The 23,877-nt window shown below is 47.4% G+C and carries 24 protein-coding genes; 12 read left to right on the forward strand and 12 right to left on the reverse strand.

What is annotated here, in order from left to right; translation table 11 throughout:
• Positions 1-8: 8 nt before the first annotated feature.
• Entirely contained in the window at positions 9-422 is a 414-nt protein-coding gene (locus tag GO755_RS17320; protein WP_157586449.1) for an Ohr family peroxiredoxin, read from the forward strand.
• A 64-nt stretch (positions 423-486) separates the two neighbouring features.
• Here the strand turns inward: GO755_RS17320 and GO755_RS17325 are convergent, their stop codons facing one another.
• Together GO755_RS17325 and GO755_RS17330 are read right to left on the reverse strand one after the other, a co-directional pair.
• Positions 487-786, reverse strand: a complete 300-nt coding sequence (locus GO755_RS17325; RefSeq protein WP_157586450.1) for a Dabb family protein — start codon at positions 784-786, stop codon at positions 487-489.
• A 74-nt stretch (positions 787-860) separates the two neighbouring features.
• Positions 861-1,136: a helix-turn-helix domain-containing protein gene (locus tag GO755_RS17330; protein WP_157586451.1), complete on the reverse strand. Its 276-nt coding sequence runs from the start codon at positions 1,134-1,136 to the stop codon at positions 861-863.
• 346 nt (positions 1,137-1,482) lie between these two features.
• On the opposite strand from GO755_RS17330, the gene GO755_RS17335 reads away from it, so the two are divergent.
• The 3 genes from GO755_RS17335 to GO755_RS17345 all read left to right on the forward strand — a co-directional run bounded on the left by GO755_RS17335 (position 1,483) and on the right by GO755_RS17345 (position 5,225).
• Positions 1,483-1,701 (forward strand): hypothetical protein, encoded by a 219-nt coding sequence (locus tag GO755_RS17335; RefSeq protein ID WP_157586452.1) that lies wholly within the window; start codon positions 1,483-1,485, stop codon positions 1,699-1,701.
• A 183-nt stretch (positions 1,702-1,884) separates the two neighbouring features.
• On the forward strand, positions 1,885-3,072 hold the full coding sequence (locus GO755_RS17340; protein ID WP_157586453.1) for an HlyD family secretion protein: 1,188 nt from the start codon (positions 1,885-1,887) through the stop codon (positions 3,070-3,072).
• Positions 3,069-5,225, forward strand: coding sequence for a peptidase domain-containing ABC transporter (locus tag GO755_RS17345; RefSeq protein WP_157586454.1), 2,157 nt, complete (start codon positions 3,069-3,071; stop codon positions 5,223-5,225). Before GO755_RS17340 ends, GO755_RS17345 begins: the two co-directional genes overlap by 4 nt.
• 13 nt (positions 5,226-5,238) lie before the next feature.
• On the opposite strand, the gene GO755_RS17350 is transcribed toward GO755_RS17345, so the two are convergent.
• The gene (locus tag GO755_RS17350) at positions 5,239-5,994 is read right to left on the reverse strand and encodes a LytR/AlgR family response regulator transcription factor (RefSeq protein WP_157586455.1); all 756 of its coding nucleotides are present in this window, start codon (positions 5,992-5,994) and stop codon (positions 5,239-5,241) included.
• A gap of 20 nt (positions 5,995-6,014) precedes the next feature.
• A complete protein-coding gene (locus GO755_RS17355; RefSeq protein ID WP_157586456.1) occupies positions 6,015-7,061 on the reverse strand; it encodes a sensor histidine kinase in 1,047 nt (348 codons plus the stop codon).
• Positions 7,062-7,293: 232 nt separating this feature from the next.
• Here GO755_RS17355 and GO755_RS17360 point away from each other — a divergent pair, with 232 nt between their 5' ends.
• Both GO755_RS17360 and GO755_RS17365 read left to right on the forward strand, forming a co-directional pair.
• Positions 7,294-8,373, forward strand: coding sequence for a DUF5694 domain-containing protein (locus GO755_RS17360; RefSeq protein ID WP_157586457.1), 1,080 nt, complete (start codon positions 7,294-7,296; stop codon positions 8,371-8,373).
• A 167-nt stretch (positions 8,374-8,540) separates the two neighbouring features.
• Positions 8,541-10,268: a S41 family peptidase gene (locus GO755_RS17365; protein ID WP_157586458.1), complete on the forward strand. Its 1,728-nt coding sequence runs from the start codon at positions 8,541-8,543 to the stop codon at positions 10,266-10,268.
• An 86-nt stretch (positions 10,269-10,354) separates the two neighbouring features.
• Here GO755_RS17365 and GO755_RS17370 read toward each other — a convergent pair whose 3' ends face one another.
• Entirely contained in the window at positions 10,355-10,798 is a 444-nt protein-coding gene (locus tag GO755_RS17370) for a hypothetical protein (protein ID WP_157586459.1), read from the reverse strand.
• Between the two features lie 193 nt (positions 10,799-10,991).
• Between GO755_RS17370 and accD the strand changes: the two genes are divergently transcribed.
• Genes accD through GO755_RS17390 form a run of 4 tightly spaced genes read left to right on the forward strand, consistent with a single transcriptional unit; the run spans position 10,992 to position 13,268 of the window.
• Positions 10,992-11,834 (forward strand): acetyl-CoA carboxylase, carboxyltransferase subunit beta, encoded by an 843-nt coding sequence (accD, locus tag GO755_RS17375; protein ID WP_157586460.1) that lies wholly within the window; start codon positions 10,992-10,994, stop codon positions 11,832-11,834.
• An 8-nt stretch (positions 11,835-11,842) separates the two neighbouring features.
• Complete coding sequence (locus tag GO755_RS17380) at positions 11,843-12,064, forward strand: type II toxin-antitoxin system HicB family antitoxin (RefSeq protein ID WP_157586461.1); 222 nt, start codon at positions 11,843-11,845, stop codon at positions 12,062-12,064.
• Complete coding sequence (locus GO755_RS42185) at positions 12,061-12,267, forward strand: type II toxin-antitoxin system HicA family toxin (protein WP_157586462.1); 207 nt, start codon at positions 12,061-12,063, stop codon at positions 12,265-12,267. Before GO755_RS17380 ends, GO755_RS42185 begins: the two co-directional genes overlap by 4 nt.
• Before the next feature lie 23 nt (positions 12,268-12,290).
• Positions 12,291-13,268, forward strand: coding sequence for a radical SAM protein (locus GO755_RS17390; protein WP_157586463.1), 978 nt, complete (start codon positions 12,291-12,293; stop codon positions 13,266-13,268).
• Positions 13,269-13,281: 13 nt separating this feature from the next.
• Here the strand turns inward: GO755_RS17390 and GO755_RS17395 are convergent, their stop codons facing one another.
• Entirely contained in the window at positions 13,282-14,412 is a 1,131-nt protein-coding gene (locus GO755_RS17395) for a T9SS type A sorting domain-containing protein (RefSeq protein WP_157586464.1), read from the reverse strand.
• Between the two features lie 111 nt (positions 14,413-14,523).
• Between GO755_RS17395 and GO755_RS17400 the strand changes: the two genes are divergently transcribed.
• Positions 14,524-15,342, forward strand: a complete 819-nt coding sequence (locus tag GO755_RS17400) for an enoyl-CoA hydratase-related protein (RefSeq protein WP_157586465.1) — start codon at positions 14,524-14,526, stop codon at positions 15,340-15,342.
• On the opposite strand, the gene GO755_RS17405 is transcribed toward GO755_RS17400, so the two are convergent.
• The 5 genes from GO755_RS17405 to GO755_RS17425 form a co-directional block, all read right to left on the reverse strand.
• The gene (locus tag GO755_RS17405) at positions 15,343-15,807 is read right to left on the reverse strand and encodes a nuclear transport factor 2 family protein (RefSeq protein ID WP_157586466.1); all 465 of its coding nucleotides are present in this window, start codon (positions 15,805-15,807) and stop codon (positions 15,343-15,345) included.
• A complete protein-coding gene (locus GO755_RS17410; protein WP_157586467.1) occupies positions 15,804-16,022 on the reverse strand; it encodes a PLDc N-terminal domain-containing protein in 219 nt (72 codons plus the stop codon). The genes GO755_RS17405 and GO755_RS17410 overlap by 4 nt, the downstream gene beginning before the upstream one ends.
• 58 nt (positions 16,023-16,080) lie before the next feature.
• On the reverse strand, positions 16,081-17,421 hold the full coding sequence (gene xylA / locus GO755_RS17415) for a xylose isomerase (RefSeq protein WP_157586468.1): 1,341 nt from the start codon (positions 17,419-17,421) through the stop codon (positions 16,081-16,083).
• 84 nt (positions 17,422-17,505) lie between these two features.
• A complete protein-coding gene (locus GO755_RS17420; RefSeq protein ID WP_157586469.1) occupies positions 17,506-17,964 on the reverse strand; it encodes a hypothetical protein in 459 nt (152 codons plus the stop codon).
• Between the two features lie 129 nt (positions 17,965-18,093).
• Positions 18,094-19,575 (reverse strand): xylulokinase, encoded by a 1,482-nt coding sequence (locus GO755_RS17425; protein ID WP_157586470.1) that lies wholly within the window; start codon positions 19,573-19,575, stop codon positions 18,094-18,096.
• A gap of 103 nt (positions 19,576-19,678) precedes the next feature.
• Here GO755_RS17425 and GO755_RS17430 point away from each other — a divergent pair, with 103 nt between their 5' ends.
• Positions 19,679-22,060: an alpha-L-rhamnosidase-related protein gene (locus GO755_RS17430; protein WP_157586471.1), complete on the forward strand. Its 2,382-nt coding sequence runs from the start codon at positions 19,679-19,681 to the stop codon at positions 22,058-22,060.
• Between the two features lie 119 nt (positions 22,061-22,179).
• Here the strand turns inward: GO755_RS17430 and GO755_RS17435 are convergent, their stop codons facing one another.
• Positions 22,180-23,862, reverse strand: coding sequence for a RagB/SusD family nutrient uptake outer membrane protein (locus GO755_RS17435; RefSeq protein ID WP_157586472.1), 1,683 nt, complete (start codon positions 23,860-23,862; stop codon positions 22,180-22,182).
• Positions 23,863-23,877 lie beyond the last annotated feature (15 nt).

Raw genomic sequence — 23,877 nt, forward strand, 5'->3', positions numbered from 1 at the left:
TTGTACACATGGAAACTCTGTATACTGCCACCGTCAGTAATGTCGGCGGGCGCGAAGGTGATGTAAAATCACTCGATGGTATTTTAGAATTGGATATTAAACGGCCGGTTGAGATGCATGGCGAAGGCGGAGCGCCGAACCCCGAAATGCTATTTGCGGCTGCTTACAGCTCTTGTTATAATGGGGCATTGATGGCCGTAGCCGAACGCCGGAAAGTTATCCTGCCCGAACATGCCGTAGAGGTCAGCATTTCGCTGAACAAGGATGGCAATAATATGTTTCTGTCGGGAAAAATTACGGTGAAAGCACCGGGAATGGATCACGACCAACTACAACAACTAGCCGAATCGGCCCATATTGTTTGCCCGTACTCGAAAGCAGTAAAGGGCAATATGGATATGAAAATTGAGGTGCTTGTGTAAAGGCGCGGGGCAAGGTGCACGGAGCAGGGTGAAACCGCGCCCCATGCACCTTGCCCCATGCTAACTAACCTACCGCATCATAAATCTGCACACGCTGCCAGAGATGTGCGCATTTGTCGACAAATGCAAGATGAACAGGATGCTCCTGATAAACGTCATGAGCGGCTTTGTCGGCAAAAATCAGCGTTAGTGCAAAATCGTAGGTATGGTCAATAACCGGGCGACGCGTTTCGGCGGGTGTGCCTATGTAAACGGTTGAGATTTCGGTTACTGCTTTCAGCGATTCGAGACCAGCACGAAGTGCCGTATGATCGTCCTGGCTCTCAGGATGGTGAAGCCAGAAAAAAACGGTATGAACAAACATAATATCGGTTGACAGGGCTTTTAAAATTGAGCCGTAAAAGTAAGAATACTTTCTGGTAAGCCTAAAAAAGGCCACTAGATCGCATCCCCTCTTCCCAGTAATTTCTCGGCAAAATGCTCATCGGCCATCAGTTTCCGAATAATATCCAGATCACTTTCGCTCAGTAGGTCACCAAGACTTAGCTGGTACAAATTGGCAAGCTCCTCTAACTTATTAATAGGCGGTTGAGTTTGTCCACTCTCCCATTTGCAGTAAGCAGGCTGGGTCATGCCGATATTAAATGCGATGTATTCCTGGGAATACCCAAACAACTGACGTAGCCGGCGAAGCTTTTCCGATAATACTGGCATAGTTCACTAATTTATAAATCAAATTTATAGTAAACAATAACGATCTTATCATAAGCTACGGTACTCTAATTGTGATCGATTAGTAAACTTACGACTATTTATATAAGTTTTAGATTTACTTTTTATTCGGCAATTCTTTGAAAAGTCCTGCGCTAGTCCGGTTATTAGATTATAACTGATAGCTATATTTTTATAAAAGGCGGTTATCAGGTCGAGCCTGGGTGTCCCCCACCTTTGTCATAAGCAAACGGCAGTGAGTTTGTCGACTTCTAAAACGAACCAATTTGCCTTTGTAAAGCGCTTGCCGAAAAGCTTATAGAGTAGGCATTATTAAACTTATATCGTTATGAACACCTTAGATTTTGCTACCCTCGGCGTTGAGGAGCTAACCAATCAGGAAATGATCAACAATCACGGTGGTGGTGACAGCAGTTTGATCGCTATTGGCTCAATAACCGTTGGAAATTTGCTCGATGTGAATGCTGTTGCCCTTCTCAACGGAAACTTGTTCTGTGGCAATAGTACCGATCTAAATGCGAATGTTAACCTCAAAGTATGGTTATAATCGGTTTGTTAATAGGCAGCTGGAATAGACTTGCAAAGCAAGTAGACTAGAATAGGTTGGAGTAGAATAAGTGCCAGGGATTTCGCTCATAGAAACAGAAAGCCATTTCATTATTTCTGTATCGGGGCCGAGTCCCTGTTTTTTGCTATACGCATATACCAAGTCAGTATACTCAACGCAACTATGAACGAATCCGAATTCTCGTATGGCCTAGTCACCTACTTGCCCAGGGTTAGTGTGCGGAGCCAGATTATTTACACAACGGTGCTGAGCGTTGTTCTACTTACGTTGCTAGCGCTACCGTTTATTTATGTCGATGTGTCGGTGCAGGCGAATGGGTTAGTTCGACCTGTTTCGGAGCGTAGTGAAGTGAAAGCGACAGCTGGGGCAGTAGTCGAAAAAGTGATGGTGCAGGAATGGCAGCCCGTTAAAAAAGGGCAGCCGCTTTTTCAACTTCGGTCAGACGCGCTGGATAATCGAAAGCAGTTGATCGACAAGCAGATTGCCGAGAAAGCTTCTTTTGTGCGCGATCTGGAGTTGCTGACTACGAAGTCCTGGAAAGCGGTAAGTGGATTGGCAGCTCCTCTTTATCGGCAGGAGTATAACCAGTTTCGAGCAGTGGCAGAAGAAAACTGGAGTTTACAGGAAAAACGTAGACGGGAGTACCAGACGGCTCAGTTGCTATACTCGCAAAAAGCAATTGCACGACTCGAATATGAAGATGCGCTTTATGCCCATAAAGCCGCTCTGGCCCGCTATAATACACTCGTTGAGCAGCAACGTAGCGACTGGCAGACAGACCTGACGCAGATTCGGCGCGATTTGGCCAACCTTGAATCCGACGCGAAACAACTTGGCGAAGAGCAGGAGTTGTATGTACTGAAAGCCCCTGTAGGTGGAACTGCCAGTCAGTTAGCCGGACGATATGCCGGTAGTTATGTCCAGCCGGGCGATGTACTGGCCGTTGTTTCTCCAGACTCCACGCTAATTGCTGAAGCCTACGTTCCCTCGAAAGACATTGGTTTACTAAAGCCAGGTCAGTCGGTACGGTTACAGGTCGATGCCTTTAATTATAATCAGTGGGGACTGCTTACCGGCCACGTTATAGATATCGCGAATGATTTTACAACAGCGAATGGAGAGCCTGTTTTCAAAGTTCGGTGCCAGTTAGATAAATCGTACCTGAGCTTGCAAAACGGCTATCAGGGTCGATTGAAAAAAGGAATGATCGTGCAGACCCGCTTTCAAGTAGCCAGACGCTCGTTGTTCCAGTTGCTTTACGACAAAGCCGACGACTGGCTAAATCCGGCCATTAGTAGCCCCAAAACGGCTACCCAAACCTCGCCGAAGGAGGGCGGTAGCAAAATATGAACGGGACAAAAATTAAGCAACGAGATATTACCGACTGCGGAGCTGCTTGTCTGGCGTCGGTAGCGGCTTATTATAACTTACTGTTGCCGGTTGCCCGCATTCGACAGTTAGCCGCCACCGACCAGAAAGGCACTACGATGTTAGGCATGGTCGAGGCTGCGCAGAAGTTGGGCTTTCAGGCGAAAGGGGTAAAGGCACCGTTCGAGAGCTTGTCGAAAATCCCTCAGCCGACTATCGCCCACGTGACCGTTCGAAACAGTCAGTTGCAGCACTACGTAGTTATTTATGGTAGTACGCTCCAGCAGATTACGGTCATGGACCCTGCTGATGGGAAAATGCACCATCTTTCTCCTGATGATTTCAAGGCAGTCTGGACGGGGTTATTGGTTTTGCTGGTGCCCGATGAGACCTTCAAGGTTGGTAATCAGAAAGTGCCCATTTTACAACGGTTCTGGCAATTGATACAACCCCATCGGTCTGTTCTAATACAGGCGCTGTTCGGTGCTCTGATCTACACGATTCTGGGGCTGTCATCAGCTATTTATATCCAGAAAATCGTCGATAATGTACTGGTAAATGGCAATCGGAATCTACTGAATCTGCTCAGTGTTGTTATGATTGGATTGCTGGTATTACAGATTTTTATCAATGCCACCAAGAGCTTTTTCAACCTGAAAACCGGCCAGCGGATTGATGCCGCCCTGATTTTGGGTTATTATAAACACCTCATGACTCTGCCGCAATCATTTTTTGACACAATGCGCGTGGGTGAGGTGATTTCCCGTGTCAACGATGCGGTTAAAATCCGGGCATTTGTCAACGATATTGCCCTAGGCTTGCTAGTAAACGTCCTGATTGTATTTTTCTCGTTTGGGCTGATGTTTACTTATTACTGGAAACTCGCCCTGATCCTGATTCTTGTTGTACCGCTTTATGCTGCTATTTACTGGGCCATGAACCGGTTCAACCAGCAATATCAGCGAAAGCTAATGGAGAACTCCGCCGATTTGGAAGCCCAGTTGGTTGAATCGCTGAATGCCATGCCAACGATTAAGCGGTTCGGGCTGGAACAGTTTGCCAGTCAGAAAACCGAAACTCGCTTCGTTGCCCTGTTGCAAACGATTTTTCAAACAGGTAGTGCGGGTATCTTCGCGGGTAATGCATCGGAATTTGTGACACGACTATTCACAATTATTCTACTCTGGGCAGGCGCTGGATACGTACTCCAGAATGACCTGACACCGGGCGGACTCCTGTCATTTTACGCACTGATCGGCTATTTCACGGGACCAGCCGCCAGCCTTATCGGGTCAAACCGGAGCATTCAGGAAGCGTTTATTGCTGCTGACCGTTTGTTTGAAATTATGGACCTGGACCGCGAATCGAATGAGAACAAAGTGCAGCTACAACCTGCCATGGTTGGGACAATTCGGTTCCAGAACGTGACTTTCCGCTATGGCACCCGCGCCACTGTTTTCGATAATCTGGTCTTAACAATACCGAAGGGAAAAATTACGGCTGTCGTAGGCGAAAGCGGATCGGGGAAATCTACGCTGATGTCGTTGGTGCAGGGGCTATATCCCTTGCAGAGTGGCAGCATTTTCATTGGTGATTACGACATAAAACATCTTCACCCAGACAGTCTGCGTCAGGTAGTAAGTGTAGTGCCACAGAAGATTGATCTGTTTGCGGGAAATGTGATCGACAATATTGCCATCGGTGACGATGAGCCCAATATGCAACGTCTTCTGGCTATTTGTGATCAGCTCGGCATTACCGATTTTATCGAACGAATGCCCAACGGATTTAACACTTACTTAGGTGAAAACGGAGCAACACTTTCGGGCGGACAAAAACAACGCTTAGCCATTGCTCGTGCACTCTATCGCCAACCCGAAGTCCTGATTCTGGATGAGGCCACGTCGGCGTTGGATTCATTATCGGAGCAGTTTGTGCAACGGACGGTGCAACAGATGCGAAAAGATGGCAAAACAATTATCATTATTGCCCACCGACTCAGCACCGTTCGAAATGCCGATAAAATTGTCGTGTTAGAGCAAGGGCGGGTCATTGAAGAGGGGCAACATGGCGATTTGCTGAAAAACGGGAAGGTCTATTCTCAATTCTGGCAGCAGCAAACCGAGGTAGTTTAAGCGATGAATTCAGCTACTCCTCAATGAGTCGATAGAAGGCATCCCGGTACGTTTCGCCAATGGGAACAATAGCTTGAGAATGACCGGGATGATTAATGTATATGCGATTCCGTTCGATGGATTCAATTCGGTTGAGGGCGACAATGTACGATTTGTGGACGCGAGCGAACTGATTGGCCGGTAGCTTTTCTTCCAGACTTTTCATGGTTTGAAGCGCCAGAATACGTTCGGTTGTCGTGTAAATGGATATATAATCTTTTAGGCCTTCGCAGTACAGAATATCGGTCAGGCCGACGCGCTGCAAACGATATTCTGTCTTAACGAAAATGAAGTCTTTGGGCGGGGTTTCCGTCGGGTTGCTTACCTCCTGATTTGGCACTGAAGTAGTGACAGTCGGAGTGGTTTGAATTGGCGGAAATAATTTTTGCACGGCCTTATAAAAACGCTCGAAAGAAACTGGTTTGAGCAGATAATCGACCACATTATGCTCGTATCCTTCCAGTGCATAGGTTGAGTAAGCGGTGGTTAAAATAACCCGGCATTTGTGGTCGCTTACTGCCCGTTCTACCAGTTTTAGAAACTGCATGCCGGTGAGTTCGGGCATCTGGATATCCAGAAACACAAGGTCTACTTCGCCCCGTTGTACTCGGGTCAACGCGTCGATTGGGCTGGTTGTGGCCCCCACCAATTCCAGGAAAGGTACTTTACGGATATAATCGCTCAAAATGGCATGAGCGAGGGGTTCGTCGTCAACAATCAGGCAGCGCATAGGTGTATTGGAGAGGCAACTTATAAACTCAATTCCAACGAGCAGGCGTAACTGTCAGGCTCATTGGTAATGTGTAACGTATGCTGATTCGGATAAAGTAACGCCAGCCGACGTTGCACATTCGTTAACCCAATCCCACCCACCGAATCGTTTTGACGGCTTATTTTTTTGTTCAGTGTATCGAAGCGCAATCTACCATTTCGAACACTCAAATCAAGGACCAATGGATGGTTCGGGTCGGTCAGATCACCGTGTTTGAAGGCGTTTTCGACAAATGATACCAGCAGCAACGGCTCGATACGGAACAAATCGGTATTACCATCCACACTAAATAGCACGTTGGCATTTACTACCCGAAGCTTTTCGAGTTCAACGTAGTTTTGCAGATAAGCCACTTCTTTTGACAGTGGGACTCGTCCCGTTCCGCCGTTTTGTCCGTTGCTATCGTAAAGCATGTAGCGCATCAGTTCCGATAGTTTCAGAATGGCACCCGGAGCGGCATCCGATTTGGTATAAGCAAGCGAATAAATATTGTTGAGGGTATTGAACAAAAAATGCGGATTCACCTGCGACTTCAGGAAGGCCAGTTCGGCCGTGTTACGTTCGCTCACGAGTGCGGTCCGTTCCTGCTCATGAACAAACCAGTCTTCCATAATTTTAAACGCCAGTCCCAGACCGATGGCCCACAAGGCATAATACCGATTATCCCAGGCATAAGCGAATTTGGAAACATCGGGGTCGTAATTCGTAAAGCCAAATAGATGCCAGTAAAGTACTTGTTCCAGAAAATACCGGATGGCGATAAACACGCCAATCGCAAGGGCTGATCCTAAAACCGCCCAGCCTATTTTCTGGCGATTGAGGTAGCGGGTGAGCACAATGGCGTGTTCGAACCAGGACGTAAACCAGAACGCCAGACTAAAGGAAATTTCGAGTGGATCGAAAAATAGGGAATTCTTTTTTGGATCGTCGGCATTGAGTACAACCATTATGGCCCAAAGCAGCAGATAAACCAGGTTGCGAACGTGGGTGCGGTTGTTGAGAAAGAAAGGAATACCCAGGACCATACGAGATCAAATTAATGGATGCACGAAATACCGCAGTCGAACCCGAAGTAGCAAGCTTAATCGACCAACACCGAGTTTTGGCCGACCAACGCGTTTAGAGTTTTATAGGGGCGTTGGTCGGTCCAGAATACTGTTAGCCGACACAATGAAGAGGTTGGTCGAATAGAGTTGGCCGGGGTCGGGCGGAGGCCGCACCTTTGATCCATCAATTCACCAACTCAGGTCAACCATCATGAAATTACTTGCTTCACTTTTGCTGATAACCAGTTCGTTTCTGGCCAATGCTCAATCGGCGAAGAACGAACAGCCACTCGAAATTCTCTTTATTGCAGCCGCTCATGACTATGGGACCAAGCCTATTGAAGACTTTTCCTATCCAGTCAATAAGGCACTTGCGTTTAAACCAGATGCCGTATTTGGCGAAAATCTGTCGCCTGAAGATTATGATGCCTTGGACCGCCACTGGAACAAAGAAGCGATCGATAAACGCCTGGCGTACCTGACCAAAATAGGCTATCCTTTACCGAAACATCCTAAAGCATTCATCGCTGGTCAATATAAGTTACTTCAGAAGCATCCGTATTTCCATCAGGAGCGCATGAAACTGGCCCATGCCTTATTCCTGACGCATGATTTCGGCAATGCTTCGTATCAGTTCTACCTGCTCGACAAACTGCGGCCTGCATTTGGTGCCGAAGAGGTGGCCGCGTTTACTCACATACTTGGCCCCGTTGATTCCCTAAAAAATGTTGGTTTCCGACGCTCAAACGAATATTATAACATTTTCCATCCAATTGCTCAGTCGCTGAAACTGGATAAAATTATGCCGATGGATTGTCAGAAATACAACACGCCTTGGAGTGCAGCCTGGGAAAAAACGGATTCGCTGTACAAAATTTTTGAAAAGTCAATCGAAGCTGATACCAACTCCGCTGATTATCGGACCTATCTGAAACTGAACAATGAAAATAATGCGCTTCAACGATTACTTAATAAGGCTAACCAGGCCGGTAAATCGACAGAGTTCCTGAATACCGCAGATTGGGATAAATACACCGATTTTGGTAATTTCTACGGGAATCGGTACCTGTTTGGCTTAAAGGGATTTCCTGAGAACGGCGTTCGCGAGATGCTTAAGTACTGGACACTTCGTAACGAAGGTATGTGCCATAATATCGTAACTCGAGCCCGACAACTAGGTGCTCGGCGGGTTGTTGTGGGAGTAGGGGCTTCGCACCGGGAACTGATGGTGAGCCTGTTGAAAGCGATGCCCGGCGTAACGGTTTACACCCTGAACGAGTATCAGCCTTAACTGTAATCTGCACGAGCATTCCTCTGGTTTGTGGTCTTAGTGAAGGCCATAGATTAGAGGAATACTCGCTTTTATGATTTTTTAAGTTCTTAGTTTATTTCTGGCAAACATTTCGCTATCTTCAAAACGTTATGTGAGTATACACGGCACCGTTAAGAGACCAACGAATGGAAGACACAACAAATACTGCGAATGAACCATTGGGTCATGGAGATAACGACCCTAAAAATGGGATTCAAAACGATAAAGCAACGGTTCGGCTACCGATGATTTTGGGTATTACGCTGGCCGGAGGAATGCTCATTGGTGCCACTTTTTTTGGTGGTTCTAAAAGCATGAACAGCATTGGTCATGGTTATGCGAAGTACCGGGAAATTCTGCAACTGATTGAGAATAACTACGTTGATACGGTCAATACCGACGATTTGGTCGATTATTCAATCACGAAAATGCTTGAGAAACTCGATCCGCACACGGCCTACATGAATCCACAGGATGCCGTGGCGGCTCGGTCGCAGCTCGAAGGTGGTTTCGATGGCATTGGTGTAGAGTTCAATATCTACAAAGACACCGTTTATGTCGTTACACCCTTAGCCGGTGGCCCGTCTGAATCTGCCGGGATTTTGAGTGGTGATAAGATCATTAAGGTCGATGATAAGCCTCTGGCAGGTACCAAAATTGAAAACAGCGCCGTGTTTAAGGCGCTGCGTGGCAAACGTGGTACCGATGTTAAGCTGACTATTTTGCGAAAGGGCGATAAGCAACCCAAAGAGTTTAATATCACTCGTGATCGCATTCCAACTTACTCGGTTGATGCGGCTTATATGATTGATGCCAAAACGGGCTATATCAAAATCAACCGCTTCTCCGAAACGACCTACGATGAGTTCAAAACCGCGTTGGCTTCACTTAAATCGAAGGGAATGACGCAGTTGATGATGGACCTGCGCAACAACCCTGGCGGTTATATGGACCGGGCAACGAACATTGCGGATGAATTCATTTCGGGGAATAAACTGCTGGTGTATACCGACGGGAAAGACAATCGCTACGACCGAAAAACCTACGCACATATTGCCGGACAGTTTGAAGAAGGCCCATTGGTTGTACTGGTCGATGAAGGAAGCGCATCGGCTTCCGAAATTGTATCGGGTGCCTTACAGGATCATGACCGTGCTCTGATTGCGGGCCGTCGGTCGTTTGGTAAAGGTCTGGTGCAAATGCCAGTTACGCTTTCCGATGGGTCTGAACTTCGGTTGACAATCTCTCGCTATTATACGCCTAGCGGTCGGAGTATTCAGAAACCTTACGTGCCGGGTCACGAAGGTGATTACGAAAAAGATCTTGAATTGCGCTCGAAACGGGGTGAATACTACATTGCCGATTCCATTAAAAATGACCCCAAACTGAAGTTCAAGACGGATGGCGGCCGGGTTGTGTATGGTGGCGGTGGTATCACGCCGGATTACTTCATTCCGCGCGATTCGACCTGGCAAACGGCGTACTTAGTACAGCTTTACGGCAAGAATATCATCCGTGAGTTTGCTATGGAATATGCCAATGACAATCAGAAGAAGCTGGAGAAAATGCCATTCGATGAGTTCAATCGCACCGTTACCATTAACGATGAGCAGATGGGCCGATTGGTGAAAATTGCCACCAGCGAGGGAATTAAGTTTAACGAGAAAGAATATAATCGCTCGAAAAACTATATCCGCAATCAGATCAAGGCATTGGTAGCCCGTTCTGTTTACCAGAAAAACAATAAAGCTGGACAGAATAACGAGTTCTTCCGGGTCATCAGCAATAGCGATGATACCTTCCAGAAGGCACTGCAACTATTCGACCGGGCCGACAAACTCGAACACGGCACGATGTCGTATAATCAGAAGTAGGTGAAGAGGTTAGTAATGGAGTAGGTGTAGTAAGTGCAGTCGGTTAAACCACTTCACTCACTACACCTACTCCATTACTAACCTCTTCACTTTCTCTTACTGAACTGATACACCAATCCCAGAAACGACTGGAGATTGCCAGTTTTGAAATCTTTGCGTGAATAAGGCGCTATTTCGAAGGCAACACGCAGGTTGGGCATGAAGGTCAGCGGTTTTATTCGGGCACCCACGTGCAGCGAATAGCCTTCCAGAATATCCCGATCATCAATTCCATTGAGTGCATTGAATCGTACACCCAACCCCGTGTAAAAATTTACCTGGGATTTTCGGGACACATTGACCATTGGGCATAAAGTGGTACTGAGCGAGCCGAAAATAGTATTCGTCTGTAGGCGACCGTCGAACCAGAAGGCGCGGTCGGCATTGGAACTGACCGTAATAATGTTGTTGAACGGGTAGTAGGCTACCGAAGCCTGACCAAAGGCGGATAACGTAACGCCCAATAGTAAAACCGTGAATGCGTGTTTCATAGGGCAAATCAACAACTTTATCAGGCATAAAAAAACCGAACGAATCGTAAAACGACTGTCTGGTTTTTCAATAAAGCGGTCCTTCTACCATAAGCGTCAGTTGTCGAATGATTGACTACAAAGTTACTGTGTACTCGTTGGTCTAGTTTTCTTTGTACCTTTACAGTCCTTTCTTGCTAACTATTTACTGAAAATGTCCTGGTTCGTCCGAAAAGATAAAGGTATTCAAACCCCAACCGAAATGAAGCGGGAAGCTCCCGATGGGTTGTGGTATCAATGTCCGAACTGTAAAAAAGCAATGCAGACGCGAGAGCACAAACTCAACGCGTATACCTGTATTCATTGCAACTATCACGAGAAAATTGGGTCCGAGGCATATTTTTCCATCCTGTTCGATGATAATGAGTTTACTGAACTCGACGCGAACATGCAATCGGCTGATCCACTGAATTTTGTAGATACAAAGCCATACCCAGCCCGGGTTAAGGCAACCATCGAAAAAACGGGTTTGAAAGATGCGGTTCGGACGGCTTATGGCCCTATGAACGGCCTGACTGTAACGATGGCCGTCATGGATTTCAACTTCATCGGCGGCTCTATGGGCTCGGTAGTGGGCGAAAAAATTGCTCGCGCCATTGACCATGCAATCAGGAATAAGACGCCTTTCCTGATGATTTCCAAATCGGGTGGTGCACGGATGATGGAAGCTGGTTTCTCGCTGATGCAGATGGCCAAAACGTCGGCTAAATTGGCGCTGCTGGATCGGGCAAAATTGCCGTATGTATCGCTGCTGACCGACCCCACAACGGGTGGAGTTACGGCATCATACGCCATGCTCGGCGATTTCAACATTGCCGAACCTGAATCTCTGATTGGTTTTGCAGGTCCACGTGTCATCCGCGAAACCATTGGCAAAGACTTGCCCAAAGGCTTTCAAAGTGCTGAGTTCGTTCTCGATCACGGCTTCCTCGATTTCATTGTCGACCGGAAAGACCTGAAAGACAAGGTCGTGACTCTGTTTAAGATGTTGTCGTAATACCAGTTATGAGAAACTATCAATTTACGGTTATTGTACAACAAGACGAAGAGGGGAATTACCTGGCTATCTGCCCCGCTTTGCAAGGTTGCTATGCCGAAGGAGAAACTCCCGAAGAAGCTTTAGGCTACCTTCGGGAGGTTATTCAGCTTCATATTGAAGATCGACAGGCACGTCAAGAACCGATTTATGAAGAGTTGTTTTCTCAGCGATTAGACATAGCCGCATGAGTCATAAACACCCAAAGGTGAATGCTCGGCAACTAATCAAAATTCTTGCACAAAAAGGGTTTTCTTTTTCGAGACAAAGCGGTAGCCACGCGATTTATATCGACGATGAGGGATTACGAACAACCATACCCATTCACGGTAAAAAAAGAGTTAGGTATTGGTTTGTTAAAGCAAATTATGAAAGACACGGGCCTGTCAATTGAGGATTTAGAAACTCTGTAGCTCCATGCGCCTTGTCTCCCATCCGGTTCTTTGCAATTACTACCTTACGTATCGCTGTAATGCGAGTTGTAGTTTTTGCGACATCTGGGAGCGGCCTTCCCCTTACGTTACGCTTGAGAATGCCCGTCAGAATCTGCGCGACCTCAAAAAACTAGGTGTTCGGGTTATTGATTTTACGGGTGGAGAGCCTTTACTGCATCGCCAACTCCCCGAACTACTGCACGAAGCCAAACAACTCGGCCTTATCACTACCCTTACGACCAACGCGCTGCTATATCCCAAACAGGCAGAAAAACTGCGCGGACTGGTCGATATGCTCCATTTCTCACTCGATTCGCCCATTGCTGAAGAACATGACCAATCGCGGGGTGTAAAATGCTTCGATAAGGTCATGGAGTCGATTGCCATTGCGAAACAGTTGGGCGAACGACCGGATATTCTGTTTACGGTATTTGAACACAATGTGCATCAAATCAGGCAGATGCACGAAGAAATCTGCCTGCCAAATGACCTTGTCCTGATTCTGAATCCTGTCTTTGATTATAATTCTGTTGAAACCGGCGACCAATTTTCGGAGGCTACGCTTCAACAGATGTCATGGTGGGGAAAGCAGAAAAACGTTTACCTGAACGACGGCTTTATTCAGCTTCGGCGAGATGGCGGTAACCATGTCGAAGATCCTATTTGCCGAGCAGCCAGTACCACAATTGTTATCTCTCCCGAAAATAAATTAGTCTTACCCTGTTACCACTTGGGCCTAAAAGACTTCTCCATCAACAATAGTCTTTACGAGCTTTATCGCTCCAACGAAGTACAGAAATTAGTGGTCTTAGAAGGGCGCTTGCCCGCTTGCGAAGGCTGTGCGATTAACTGCTATATGCAACCTTCCTTTGCCGTTGAGGTGAATAAATACTTCTGGCGAGCCTTACCCAGCACACTCAAATACAACTGGGTGAAAGGCACCTGGAAGCAGTTATTCTGATTTTACGAAATCCTTATTTCTTCACAATCTTCTTAATCAACGAGCGCCCCCCAATAGTGGCACGGATCAGATAGGTACCGGGTACCAAACTCCCCATGTCAATGGCTTTTTCGTGTTCACGCGCAGCCCGATTGAAGATTAATTCATGAACGTTTCGACCATTTATATCCAGCAGTTGTACAAGCGCTGTCGTTGGATTACTCGTTTGGATAACGACCTGCAAGCGATCGTCCACAGGACTAGGAAAAGCTGTGAGCTGTATATCGGAGTCTACATACTTTGATATGGCTGTGATAATGCCATTTCCTTCTATAGCAGGCTCATAAGGTGGAAGGGGGCTGGGTGTGCCGGGTTGATCTGCGACAATTAGCGCGATTTCCTGAAGTGTTTGACTGAGGAAAATACCATTTCTATATTCACTTACCGAAATAACGATACTATAATTCCCTTGTTGAGCAGGCGCATCCCAGGTTAAATCGCCCGTGCGATTGTTGAGTTTGTAGATTCCCTGATGGGTGACATCGTTCGGAAATTGATAGGTGGCCATTTGCCGATAATTACAGAAATCATTCGATGCACTTGTCTGTGATTTAACTAATCCGTACACTAAACTATCGCCGTCAGCGTCTGTAGCGTGTAAAGGCAGCACAACTTTTTGATTGAGAGCAATATATAATCCGGTTATTGGAATGGATGGAGTAGGAGTCTGGTTCGCAGGCGAAACAGTGGTAAATGTTGTGGTAAGCGTCAGTGGTTCCTGTTGAACTGTACTGTTGGGGATGTTGACTGCCGGTGTTCGATTCGACAGTGATGTCGTTAGCGTGTACACACCCGGCCCGGCATAAGTATGATTAATCCGGTAAGTACTAATGCCAAGACGTGAGCTAATATTGTTGTTTCCGAGCGTGACATACTGAAGAGTGGCACGCGTAACTTCGTTTGTGCTACCATCACCGAAACACATACTTAAGGAGGATGCCTGCTCCGTTGCTGCTCCTGCGTAAGAGTAGACAACCGCTATCGCTTCGTACGTAAGTGTTGAACCGGTGACAGGTTTCACCTGAATATAACCACCAATCAAATGAGTAGCCTGGGCTAATTGACTGCTCAGAAATGCCAGGGATAGAAATAGAAACGTTTTCATGACGGATTGATTAGAAAAAAGGCCGGGGTTTCCTAGCTAACTGCAAATGGACACATAGCCATATACTTGTTTCTAAAGATTTCGTTAACGGTATTTCCGTACCTTTCTGCTATGCTGTACACTGCCGACCAAACCGCTCAATTACCTTCCGAAGGGTTTCGCTATTTGCTGACTGAGCTTAACGATCATGTGCTGACTATTACTCTAAATCGCCCTGAAAAAAAGAATGCGCTAAACCCGCCGATGCTGGCAGAATTTGCCTTTGCGCTGACGTATGCCCATTATTCAGCCGATGTCTGGATGGTTGTTTTGGCCGCTGCGGGTGATACATTTTGTGCTGGTATGGACCTGAAAAGCCTTTCGGCAGGCGATTCGGAAACCACCACCGTGCCTGCACCATCGGGACCGGTTCGGTTGGGAGAGCTAATGGCAGAGCTACATAAACCGTGTATTGCAAGAGTGCAAGGAGCGGTGTATGCGGGTGGATTTCTATTGGTTGGCGTTAGTACTTATGTGGTGGCAGTTGATTCGACTACATTCAGCTTGCCCGAGGTAAAGCGGGGTTTATTCCCGTTTCAGGTGCTGGCCATTCTGCTTGAAATTATGCCCGCTCGTACTGCACTTGACCTCTGTCTTCGTGCTCGCACACTTTCGGCTATAGAAGCACGAGCGATTGGTTTGGTAACAGACGTTGTCTCGACCGATGAATTGGATAACGCCATTAGGCAGCTAACCGATGAACTAAAACAGTTCTCGCCAATGGCTATGCAAGCGGGTTTACGAACGTACCAGCAATTAAAAAGCCTGCCATCTCAGGAGCAGCAGGCCTTTTTATACGAACAATTTGTGCAGCTTCAACAAACGCCCGATGCCAGAGAAGGCATGGCGGCCTTTCTGGAAAAGCGTAAACCAGAGTGGGGTGGTAAGTAGTTATTTCTTCGGCAAATCCGGGCAGTTTTCTTTTCGACGCGTGTCGATAATCGTCTGGATTTTCCAGCTGCCATTCATCTTCACGAGCGTAAACGCATTGACACCACAGTGACTTTTCTGCTCCTGACGATAAAAAACGTAGGGTGTCCAGGCCGTGGCTAGTTCGCCATCAATTCTTACGTCTATGCTTGCCAGACGTTCATCCAACGTTCCGGCTTTTGCTTTGCCTATGGAATTGATAAACAATGAAATAGCATCATCCTTTACCGATACATCCCCTTGTTTGTTAGCAACCGTCTGGAGCCGGGCCGTGGGTGTAAACAGAGGTTTTAATATGGTTGAGTCTGCTTTCTGCATGCCTTCAAATAGCCGATTCACAGTGGCTTTTACGGCGGCCTCTTCACCCGACTGAGCAAATGTTGGAAGCGCTAGAAAGAACGCAATAGGTAAGAATAAATACTTCATTTGATACGTTGGTTTCGGCCAATGAAAAAATACAACAGTGCGCCCAGGAAATTTAAGAATAGCACGATTATAACCCAAATCAGTTTGTCATTTGTGCCCTTAAATTCGCTTCGAATAATGTCGACCAGTGCTATAATTGGTAACAGAAAACCGAGAATCAGAGCCAGTAAGAAAATGGCAATTTCCAGCGGCCCTATACCAATAAATGAATACATGCTAGTGAAGTTTTCAAGCCTTATAGATTTCTAAAACCTATAAGGCTTGGTAAATCAGCTAAATATACTGATTTACAATCATTTCATATAGCTCCTGCTTGCCACTGATTTGTTTGGCTTCTCCATTTTTCATGGCGTACTCCCGAAGGTCTTCAAGGGTTAATTCGCCTTTTTCAAAACGAGAACCCTCGCCAGAGTCGAAGCTGGCGTAGCGATCGGCGCGGAGTTTCTTGTATTGCGATTTGGCTAGAATGGCTTCAGCAGCAATGGCTGCCCGTGCGAAGGTGTCCATGCCACCAATGTGCGCGATGAAAATGTCGTCCAGATCAGTGGAATTCCGGCGCGTTTTAGCATCGAAATTAACACCCCCTGATTTCAACCCACCGGCTTCAAGAATAACCAGCATGGCTTCGGTCAGTTCATACACATCCACCGGAAACTGGTCGGTATCCCAACCGTTCTGGTAATCACCCCGGTTGGCGTCAATGCTGCCGAGCATATTGTTGTCGGCAGCAACCTGCAATTCGTGTGCGAAGGTATGATTGGCCAGCGTAGCATGGTTGGTTTCGACGTTCAGTTCGAAATCGTCCTGTAAACCATAGCGATTCAGAAAGCCAACCACCGTAGCTGCGTCGAAATCGTACTGGTGTTTGCTGGGTTCCATTGGCTTAGGCTCAATATAAAATGACCCTTTGAACCCCTGCTTGCGGGCATAGTCGCGGCTGATTTGCAGGAACTTGGCCAAGTGCTCGGTTTCCCGCTTCATGTTCGTGTTCAGCAGCGACATATAGCCTTCGCGGCCTCCCCAGAATGTATAGCCAGAACCGCCCAGTTCGATGGTTGCATCGATGGCGTTTTTCACCTGCCAACCGCCATGAGCCAGTACGTGAAAATCGGGATTGGTACTCGCCCCATTCATGTAGCGTTCGTGCGAGAAGAGGTTGGCTGTTCCCCAAAGCAGTTTTACACCGCTGGCGGCCTGTTTCTGTTTGGCGTAGTCGACAATTGCACGGAAATTCTTCTCAAACTCAGCATTTGAGTTGCCTTCCGGAGCCACATCGACATCGTGGAAGCAATAAAACTCCATGCCGATTTTGGTGATGAACTCGAAAGCCGCATCCATTTTGTCGTGAGCTGCCGCTAATCGGTCGGTGTTGGCATCCCAGGGGAAGTGTTTAACGCCCGGACCAAAAGGATCTGCTCCAGTTCCGCAGAAGGTATGCCAGTAAGCCGTAGCAAAGCGGAACAAATCCTTCATGGGCTTGCCCAGAATAAGCCGATTGGCATCGTAGAACTTAAACGCCAGTGGGTTATCAGACTCGCGACCTTCGTATTGAATCGGCTTCTCGACAAACGGAAAATACGTTTTCTCGCCGAGGGTTAACTTAACATCAGACATGGGAATAGGAATTGAGGTAATACGTAATCGAGAAAGAAAACCAATGATAGTTTCTCCTCACGTCCGGCAATCCCTTTCGATGGCTTACTGTTGGGTTCTTACTTTTCCTGCTTCGGTAAGGGCTGTCCCTTCCCGACGAGTCATTTTTTTGACGTACTCAACTCGCCGAAATCGCAACGCGCTCCAGTCTTCGTCGATAGCGACCATCCTGACAGGTTCAAATCCTAGTGTCCCCAAAATGGTCCAGCCCGTATCCCGATTAAAATCGCATTTATGCTTTTTTGAGCTGCCTTTGGGATAAGTCATCCAGAGAATAGCGTCGCCTTTCAATTTGTCGGCCAGGATGGGACTTAATGTATCGACTTCCTGCTGCGTTTTCACAAAAGCAATGGCAAAATCCCCTTCCTGAATCTGGTGAGGATCAGTAACGATCGCTGCCAGTGGCCGCATCTCATCAACCACGGGAGCAAACTCGACAGGCGAATTGATAACAACAATTTCGGGCTGCGTTTTGTAATTGAGTTTTGCGAAGATTGGATTCATTCTTTGATAAAAGGTTTACAGAGAGATAGGTTGTGTTTTGACGTATCACTGGCGACCAAGTCTACAGTGCGCCGAACAATAAGCCTGGGGTAGGTTATATTCGTTTATACAAATCTAACTAACAAACTATCATTTTGCCTGCAAAGCTACCAGCCACTGCTCATAGGCATCTCTGTATCCTTCCTGTGCCCGCATATCAGGCTCAATTGTTTTCGTTACATGTAATCCGGTAAAGGCTTCCTGTGTGTTTTTGTAATAACCCAGGCCTAGTCCAGCGCCACGAGCCGCGCCCTGAGCGCCATCAGTATTGTACAATTCAATAGTCGCTCCAGTCAGGTTGGCCATCGTGTCGCGGAAGAGGGGACTGAGGAACATATTGGCCTCACCCGCCCGAATTGTTTGGAGTCCCACGCCCACGCTTTCCATAATCTGGATGCCGTAGTAAAGGGCAAAGACGATACCTTCCTGCGCGGCCCGAATCATGTGTGGCAGACCGTGACGAGTCAGTTGAAGGCCATGAAACGAAGCACCCAAGTCTGCGTTTTCGAGCATGCGTTCGGCGCCGTTGCCAAAGGGTAGGCAGACTAGCCCATCGGCACCAATGGGCGCTTCGTGCGCTAATCGATTCATGTCATCATAACCAATGGAGCGTCCTAACACCTGGTTCCGAAGCCAGCTATTCAGAATGCCTGTGCCGTTTACACATAACAGAACTCCGTAGCGTGGAGCCTCGACCGTGTTACTAACGTGCAGAAACGTATTTACCCGCGATTTTGGATCGTATTTAGCCTGATCACTAACACCATACACAACCCCCGATGTACCGGCGGTAGCCGCAATCTGGCCGGGTTCCAGCACATTCAGGGAAAAGGCATTGTTTGGCTGATCACCAGCCCGATACGTAACGGGTGTTCCTGCGGCAAGGCCCAGTTCGGCGGCTGCCGATGCCGTTATCTCTCCCTGTGGAGCAAATGTTGGCTTGATGGTCGGAATTAAGGATACGTCGAAACCGAAATAATCGAGTAAAAACTGGGCAGGTTCGCTAGCCTGGAAATCCCAGAAGGCCCCTTCTGAAAGGCCCGATGCAGTGGTTACAATGTCACCAGTCATGCGGGCAGCCAGATAGTCGCCGGGTAGCATAAACTTGTCCACCTTTGCATACACATCGGGCTCATTGGCTTTTACCCAGGCCAGCTTTGCCGCGGTGAAATTGCCAGGTGAGTTAAGCAGATGGTGTAGGGTACGATCATGGCCTAAGGCGTCGAACGCCTGATTACCGTAGGGAACGGCCCGACTATCGCACCAGATAATGGATGGACGCAGGACGTTAAAGTCCTTATCGACCACTACTAGTCCGTGCATTTGATAAGAAATGCCGATCGCTTTGACGTCGCTGGATTGGATATTGGCTTGCTGCATCACCGCCTTACTGGCCAGGCAGGCATTTTGCCACCATAATTCGGGTTGTTGTTCAGCGAACCCCGCTTGCGGAGCTTCGATGATCATTTCGGGTTGGGGAAAGAATGCCGATGCGACAACTTTACCGCTATCAGCATCGAGTAGACAAGCTTTGACAGACGAACTACCAAGATCGAATCCAATAAAATACATGTGGTTGCCAGAGTTAGGGAATCTGTTGCGAAAGTACAACGAGACGAGGATAATCAGTAAGTACAGTAAAAATGTCTCTTATCTTGCAAATTATTTGGCTTTTATGAAACAGGTTATACTCTTTGTCGCTCTCTTCTCCGTAACTCAATTGACCAGTCTGGCCCAAACACCTGCTCCTGACTGGACGAACCAATATTGGCCTGCCCGCTGGATTGTTCATCCGACGGCTCCAACGCGTCAATATGGTATTTATCATTTTCGTAAAGCCATTGACCTGGCTCAAAAGCCTGCCCGTTTTGTCGTTCATGTTTCGGCTGATAATCGGTACCGATTGTTCGTCAATGGTAAGGCGGTGGCGTTGGGACCAGCACGTAGCGATACGCAAAACTGGAATTACGAAACGCTCGACCTCGCGCCCTTCCTACAGGCAGGTCGTAATGTGCTGGCGGCACAGGTGTGGTACATGGGCGAGAGTGCGCCTTTTGCGCAGATGAGCTACCAGCTTGCTTTTCTGTTGCAGGGCGATGGGGAGACTGAAAAAGTGGCCAATACGGATGCTAGTTGGAAGGTGTTTCAGAATCCAGCTTACTCGCCCGTCAAAAACGATATTCCAAAACTGAGAACGTACATTGTTATGGGCGATGGTGACCATATCGATGCTTCGAAATACCCTTGGGGATGGGAGCAGTCTAATTTTGATGATAAAGCCTGGGCAACGGCCAAGCCATTTGGCTTCCCGACGAAACCGCGCGGTCTGGGCACAGACGGTAACTGGGCATTGGTACCGCGAACGATTCCAATGATGGCAGAAAATGTCGTTCGACTGGCAACGGTTCGGCGGAGTGAAAATGGCAAGATGGATGCTGCTTTTTTGCAGAGTAAATCGCCAGTAACGGTTCCTGCTAATACGAAAGCAGTGTTTATGCTCGACCAGAATTATCTGACAAATGCCTATCCTGAACTGACGGTTAGTAAAGGGAAAGGAGCTCTTGTAACGCTCTCCTATGCCGAAGCGCTGATCGATGCGAAAGGACAAAAGGGAAATCGAAATGAGGTCGAAGGCCGAACCATGCGCGGCTTCGATGATCAGTTACTCGCTGACGGTACCGAAAAGAGAACGTTTCGCCCTTTATGGTTTCGTACGTATCGCTACCTGCAACTGACCGTTGAGACCAAAGACGAACCATTGATTCTGGAAGATTTGGTCGGGAAATTTACAGGCTATCCTTTTGAGGAAAAAGCGCAGTTTGCTGCCAGCGATACAACCCTGAAAGCGCTCTGGAATGTTGGCTGGCGAACGGCCCAGCTGTGCGCGGGTGAAACCTACTACGATTGCCCTTACTACGAGCAATTGCAATACACGGGCGATACCCGGATTCAGTCTATGATTTCGCTCTATGTAACGGGTGATGAGCGGCTCATGCGAAAAGCGATTACGGATTACGAACATAGCCGTTTCAATGATGGGCTTACCCAAAGCCGTTATCCATCAGCTGATTTTCAGGTTATTCCGACCTTTTCACTCTACTGGGTTTGCATGCTTCACGACTATTGGATGCACCGTCAGGATGATGCGTTTGTGAAATCAATGCTTCCCGGTATTCTGGGCGTACTGAATTGGCATGAGCAGCGTATTGCCAAAACCGGCCTCAACGGACCACTGGAGTGGTGGAACTTTGTCGACTGGTCGAAGTGGAAAAACGCGAAAGACGAAATTTCGGGAGGTATTCCAAATGGGGCACGCAAAGGCGGTTCCAGTATTCTATCCCTGCAACAGGCGTACACCTATATTCGGGCCGCCGATCTTCTGGCCCATTATGGCAAAAACGAACTAGCCGAACATTACCGAGAATTGGCCCGACGATTGAATAAAACGGTCTATACTCAGTGTTGGGATGCTGGTCGTAATCTTTTTGCTGATACGCCCGATAAGAACTCATTCAGTCAACACGCCAATATTCTGGCTGTATTGACCAACGCTGTACCCGTTGAACAGCAAGGGGCTTTACTGCAAAAAACAATGGCAGATACGTCGCTCACACAGGCCACGTTCTATTTTAAGTTCTATTTGTTTGAAGCGCTCAAAAAAACGGGGTTGGGCGATCAGTTTATTACCCAGTTAAAACCCTGGCGTGATATGCTGGCTATTGGCCTGACAACCTTCGCCGAAAACCCGGAACCAACCCGTTCTGATTGTCACGCCTGGAGTGCCTCGCCGTTGTACGAATTTCTGTCGATAACCTGCGGTATCCGAACCGCTGAACCGGGTTTTAAATCCGTGCGTATCGAGCCGTTTCTGGGCGATCTAACCACTGTAGAAGGAAAGATGCCTCACCCATTGGGTGAAATTGCCGTACAGTTTCAGAAATCGCCAACGGGTGCGCTGACGGGTAGTGTTACACTTCCAGCCGACCTGACAGGTACATTGCGCTGGAAAGGGAAAACGTTGCCATTAAAGGCAGGAAAACAAACAGTGAGTTTGTAACGTAGCCAAGCGAGACCTTGGGAACTTGAGGGGCTTTCGCCCATGCTACTAAAGTCATAAAACAGAAATAGGACTGCCTAGGCAGTCCTATTTCTGTTTTAGTAAGAAATGAATGCAGACTAATAATTGGGGTTTTTGGTAACGACACTGGATGTAGTCGGATTCAACTGCGACTCATCGGCGGGTACATCCCAATAATCCATGAAGTTGTAGTTGATCGTGACGTTTTTATTCACCACACCAGCAGTTGTTACAACCGTGTTACCATAGCTACCGCCACCTGTAGAGATATCATAGGTCCAGCCCCACCGTCTGTTGTCATAATAAGACAGTCCTCTGCCAAACAGGGATACTCTTCGTTCCTTCGTTAATTCCGTTAGTCCTTTCGATAGCGTTAGGCCGGTTCCAGCAACTGCTGCAACCCCAGCTCCCTGATAGGTCCGTACGGCATCAACAAAACCCAGGCCGGTTTCTATGTTGCCCAAGCGCAGATTTGCTTCGGCCAGCATCAGAGCATTCTCTTCGTAGCTGCCTGCGATATAGACTTCATAAGCACCTACATCTTTGGTTCCGTAAACATACACGCCAGCTGCGCCGTTACCATTCGCTGTTATGCTATACCGTGTGGTAAACGTATAGTTGTTTTTGTAGGTCGTAGCTGTGTTGAAATTGTTCGTAACCCGTTTATCACCTGCATTAAAGGATTGCATGAATCGCTCGCTGATTTTGAACGTAGTCGCCGTATTTACACCCGTTGTTAAGGCAGCAACCGTACCGCCCGAAGCCGAGAAGAAAAAGTTAGATGCCGTGCTCCGTCCTGTAAAGACTACGTCTCCTTTTTGAATCCCATTGGTAGCTAAGGTTAACACACTGTTCCAATCGGCAGTGGTCATAGCCGTCGTCGAAGACTTGGAGATGGTAGCTGCTGGATTGCCATTCACAAACGGAGCTAGTTTATTAACCAGGATATTACGAGCCAGCATCGTGTTGATATTCCGTTTCCACATATCGATGGTAGGAACACCTCCATTGCCTACCTGATTAAAGGAAGGAATGAGCTTAGTTATAACATCCTGATAATCACTAGCACTAGTGATCGCAGTTAATGTTGTAGCGGCCAGATTGAAATAATCGTTCGACTTACTGATGATCGCATCGTGTAACACATATGTACTATTCGTTACGTTCGACTTATCTTCAATAAGACCAGCATAATACATCGATCCGATTGACGCATAAGCATAGCCTTTCCACCAATAAGCCCATGCTTTCATGGTGTTAGACCGGCTGGCTGCATCACCCGTAAACTTAATCGTACCGGCCAGATCCAATATCTGGTTGCATACATTATTCAACGCATACATATTCAGCCATTGGTAATAGATTGCATTATTACCAGCTCCCGTTGCTGCACGACTATTGTACGATCGAATAATGCCTACCTGTGGAGCTGGATTGCTTACCTTGGTACCATCATCCAGAATGATATAATCGGGTACACCTATCGTCGTAACCTGGTTGTTAGAGGCATCAGCTCCTACGTTATCGGCCATCAATTCACTATAACCTATGGGCAGTGAAAAGTAGCTGTTTCCCAGCCAGCCATCACCATTATAAAAGCCATTGATGTAGACACCACCCTGTGCGAACGTTATAAGGCCAGTTTCATCTGTAACATTGGCTGCTACAGTAGGCGCGTTGGGGTTACCTACATCCAATTGATCCTTGCAGGACACTGCACCAAGCAGCAGTACTGTCAGACAAGCCGTGGAAAGAAATCTATTATTAGTAAGAAGTTTCATAGAAAAAGAAGTTTA

Source organism: Spirosoma arboris (genome assembly GCF_009754945.1).
GTDB lineage: Bacteria > Bacteroidota > Bacteroidia > Cytophagales > Spirosomataceae > Spirosoma > Spirosoma arboris.

What these genes read in the sequence shown, in the direction of transcription:
- GO755_RS17325 (WP_157586450.1), bottom strand. Translation starts at nt 786, where the DNA reads ATGTTTGTTCATACCGTTTTTTTCTGGCTTCACCATCCTGAGAGCCAG.
- GO755_RS17420 (WP_157586469.1), bottom strand. Translation starts at nt 17,964, where the DNA reads ATGAATCCAATCTTCGCAAAACTCAATTACAAAACGCAGCCCGAAATT.
- GO755_RS17355 (WP_157586456.1), bottom strand. Translation starts at nt 7,061, where the DNA reads ATGGTCCTGGGTATTCCTTTCTTTCTCAACAACCGCACCCACGTTCGC.
- GO755_RS17370 (WP_157586459.1), bottom strand. Translation starts at nt 10,798, where the DNA reads ATGAAACACGCATTCACGGTTTTACTATTGGGCGTTACGTTATCCGCC.
- GO755_RS17320 (WP_157586449.1), top strand. Translation starts at nt 9, where the DNA reads ATGGAAACTCTGTATACTGCCACCGTCAGTAATGTCGGCGGGCGCGAA.
- accD (WP_157586460.1), top strand. Translation starts at nt 10,992, where the DNA reads ATGTCCTGGTTCGTCCGAAAAGATAAAGGTATTCAAACCCCAACCGAA.
- GO755_RS17425 (WP_157586470.1), bottom strand. Translation starts at nt 19,575, where the DNA reads ATGTATTTTATTGGATTCGATCTTGGTAGTTCGTCTGTCAAAGCTTGT.
- GO755_RS17350 (WP_157586455.1), bottom strand. Translation starts at nt 5,994, where the DNA reads ATGCGCTGCCTGATTGTTGACGACGAACCCCTCGCTCATGCCATTTTG.
- GO755_RS17330 (WP_157586451.1), bottom strand. Translation starts at nt 1,136, where the DNA reads ATGCCAGTATTATCGGAAAAGCTTCGCCGGCTACGTCAGTTGTTTGGG.
- GO755_RS17335 (WP_157586452.1), top strand. Translation starts at nt 1,483, where the DNA reads ATGAACACCTTAGATTTTGCTACCCTCGGCGTTGAGGAGCTAACCAAT.
- GO755_RS17400 (WP_157586465.1), top strand. Translation starts at nt 14,524, where the DNA reads ATGCTGTACACTGCCGACCAAACCGCTCAATTACCTTCCGAAGGGTTT.
- GO755_RS17380 (WP_157586461.1), top strand. Translation starts at nt 11,843, where the DNA reads ATGAGAAACTATCAATTTACGGTTATTGTACAACAAGACGAAGAGGGG.
- GO755_RS17360 (WP_157586457.1), top strand. Translation starts at nt 7,294, where the DNA reads ATGAAATTACTTGCTTCACTTTTGCTGATAACCAGTTCGTTTCTGGCC.
- xylA (WP_157586468.1), bottom strand. Translation starts at nt 17,421, where the DNA reads ATGTCTGATGTTAAGTTAACCCTCGGCGAGAAAACGTATTTTCCGTTT.
- GO755_RS17430 (WP_157586471.1), top strand. Translation starts at nt 19,679, where the DNA reads ATGAAACAGGTTATACTCTTTGTCGCTCTCTTCTCCGTAACTCAATTG.
- GO755_RS17410 (WP_157586467.1), bottom strand. Translation starts at nt 16,022, where the DNA reads ATGTATTCATTTATTGGTATAGGGCCGCTGGAAATTGCCATTTTCTTA.
- GO755_RS17435 (WP_157586472.1), bottom strand. Translation starts at nt 23,862, where the DNA reads ATGAAACTTCTTACTAATAATAGATTTCTTTCCACGGCTTGTCTGACA.
- GO755_RS17390 (WP_157586463.1), top strand. Translation starts at nt 12,291, where the DNA reads ATGCGCCTTGTCTCCCATCCGGTTCTTTGCAATTACTACCTTACGTAT.
- GO755_RS17365 (WP_157586458.1), top strand. Translation starts at nt 8,541, where the DNA reads ATGGAAGACACAACAAATACTGCGAATGAACCATTGGGTCATGGAGAT.
- GO755_RS17405 (WP_157586466.1), bottom strand. Translation starts at nt 15,807, where the DNA reads ATGAAGTATTTATTCTTACCTATTGCGTTCTTTCTAGCGCTTCCAACA.
- GO755_RS42185 (WP_157586462.1), top strand. Translation starts at nt 12,061, where the DNA reads ATGAGTCATAAACACCCAAAGGTGAATGCTCGGCAACTAATCAAAATT.
- GO755_RS17395 (WP_157586464.1), bottom strand. Translation starts at nt 14,412, where the DNA reads ATGAAAACGTTTCTATTTCTATCCCTGGCATTTCTGAGCAGTCAATTA.
- GO755_RS17345 (WP_157586454.1), top strand. Translation starts at nt 3,069, where the DNA reads ATGAACGGGACAAAAATTAAGCAACGAGATATTACCGACTGCGGAGCT.
- GO755_RS17340 (WP_157586453.1), top strand. Translation starts at nt 1,885, where the DNA reads ATGAACGAATCCGAATTCTCGTATGGCCTAGTCACCTACTTGCCCAGG.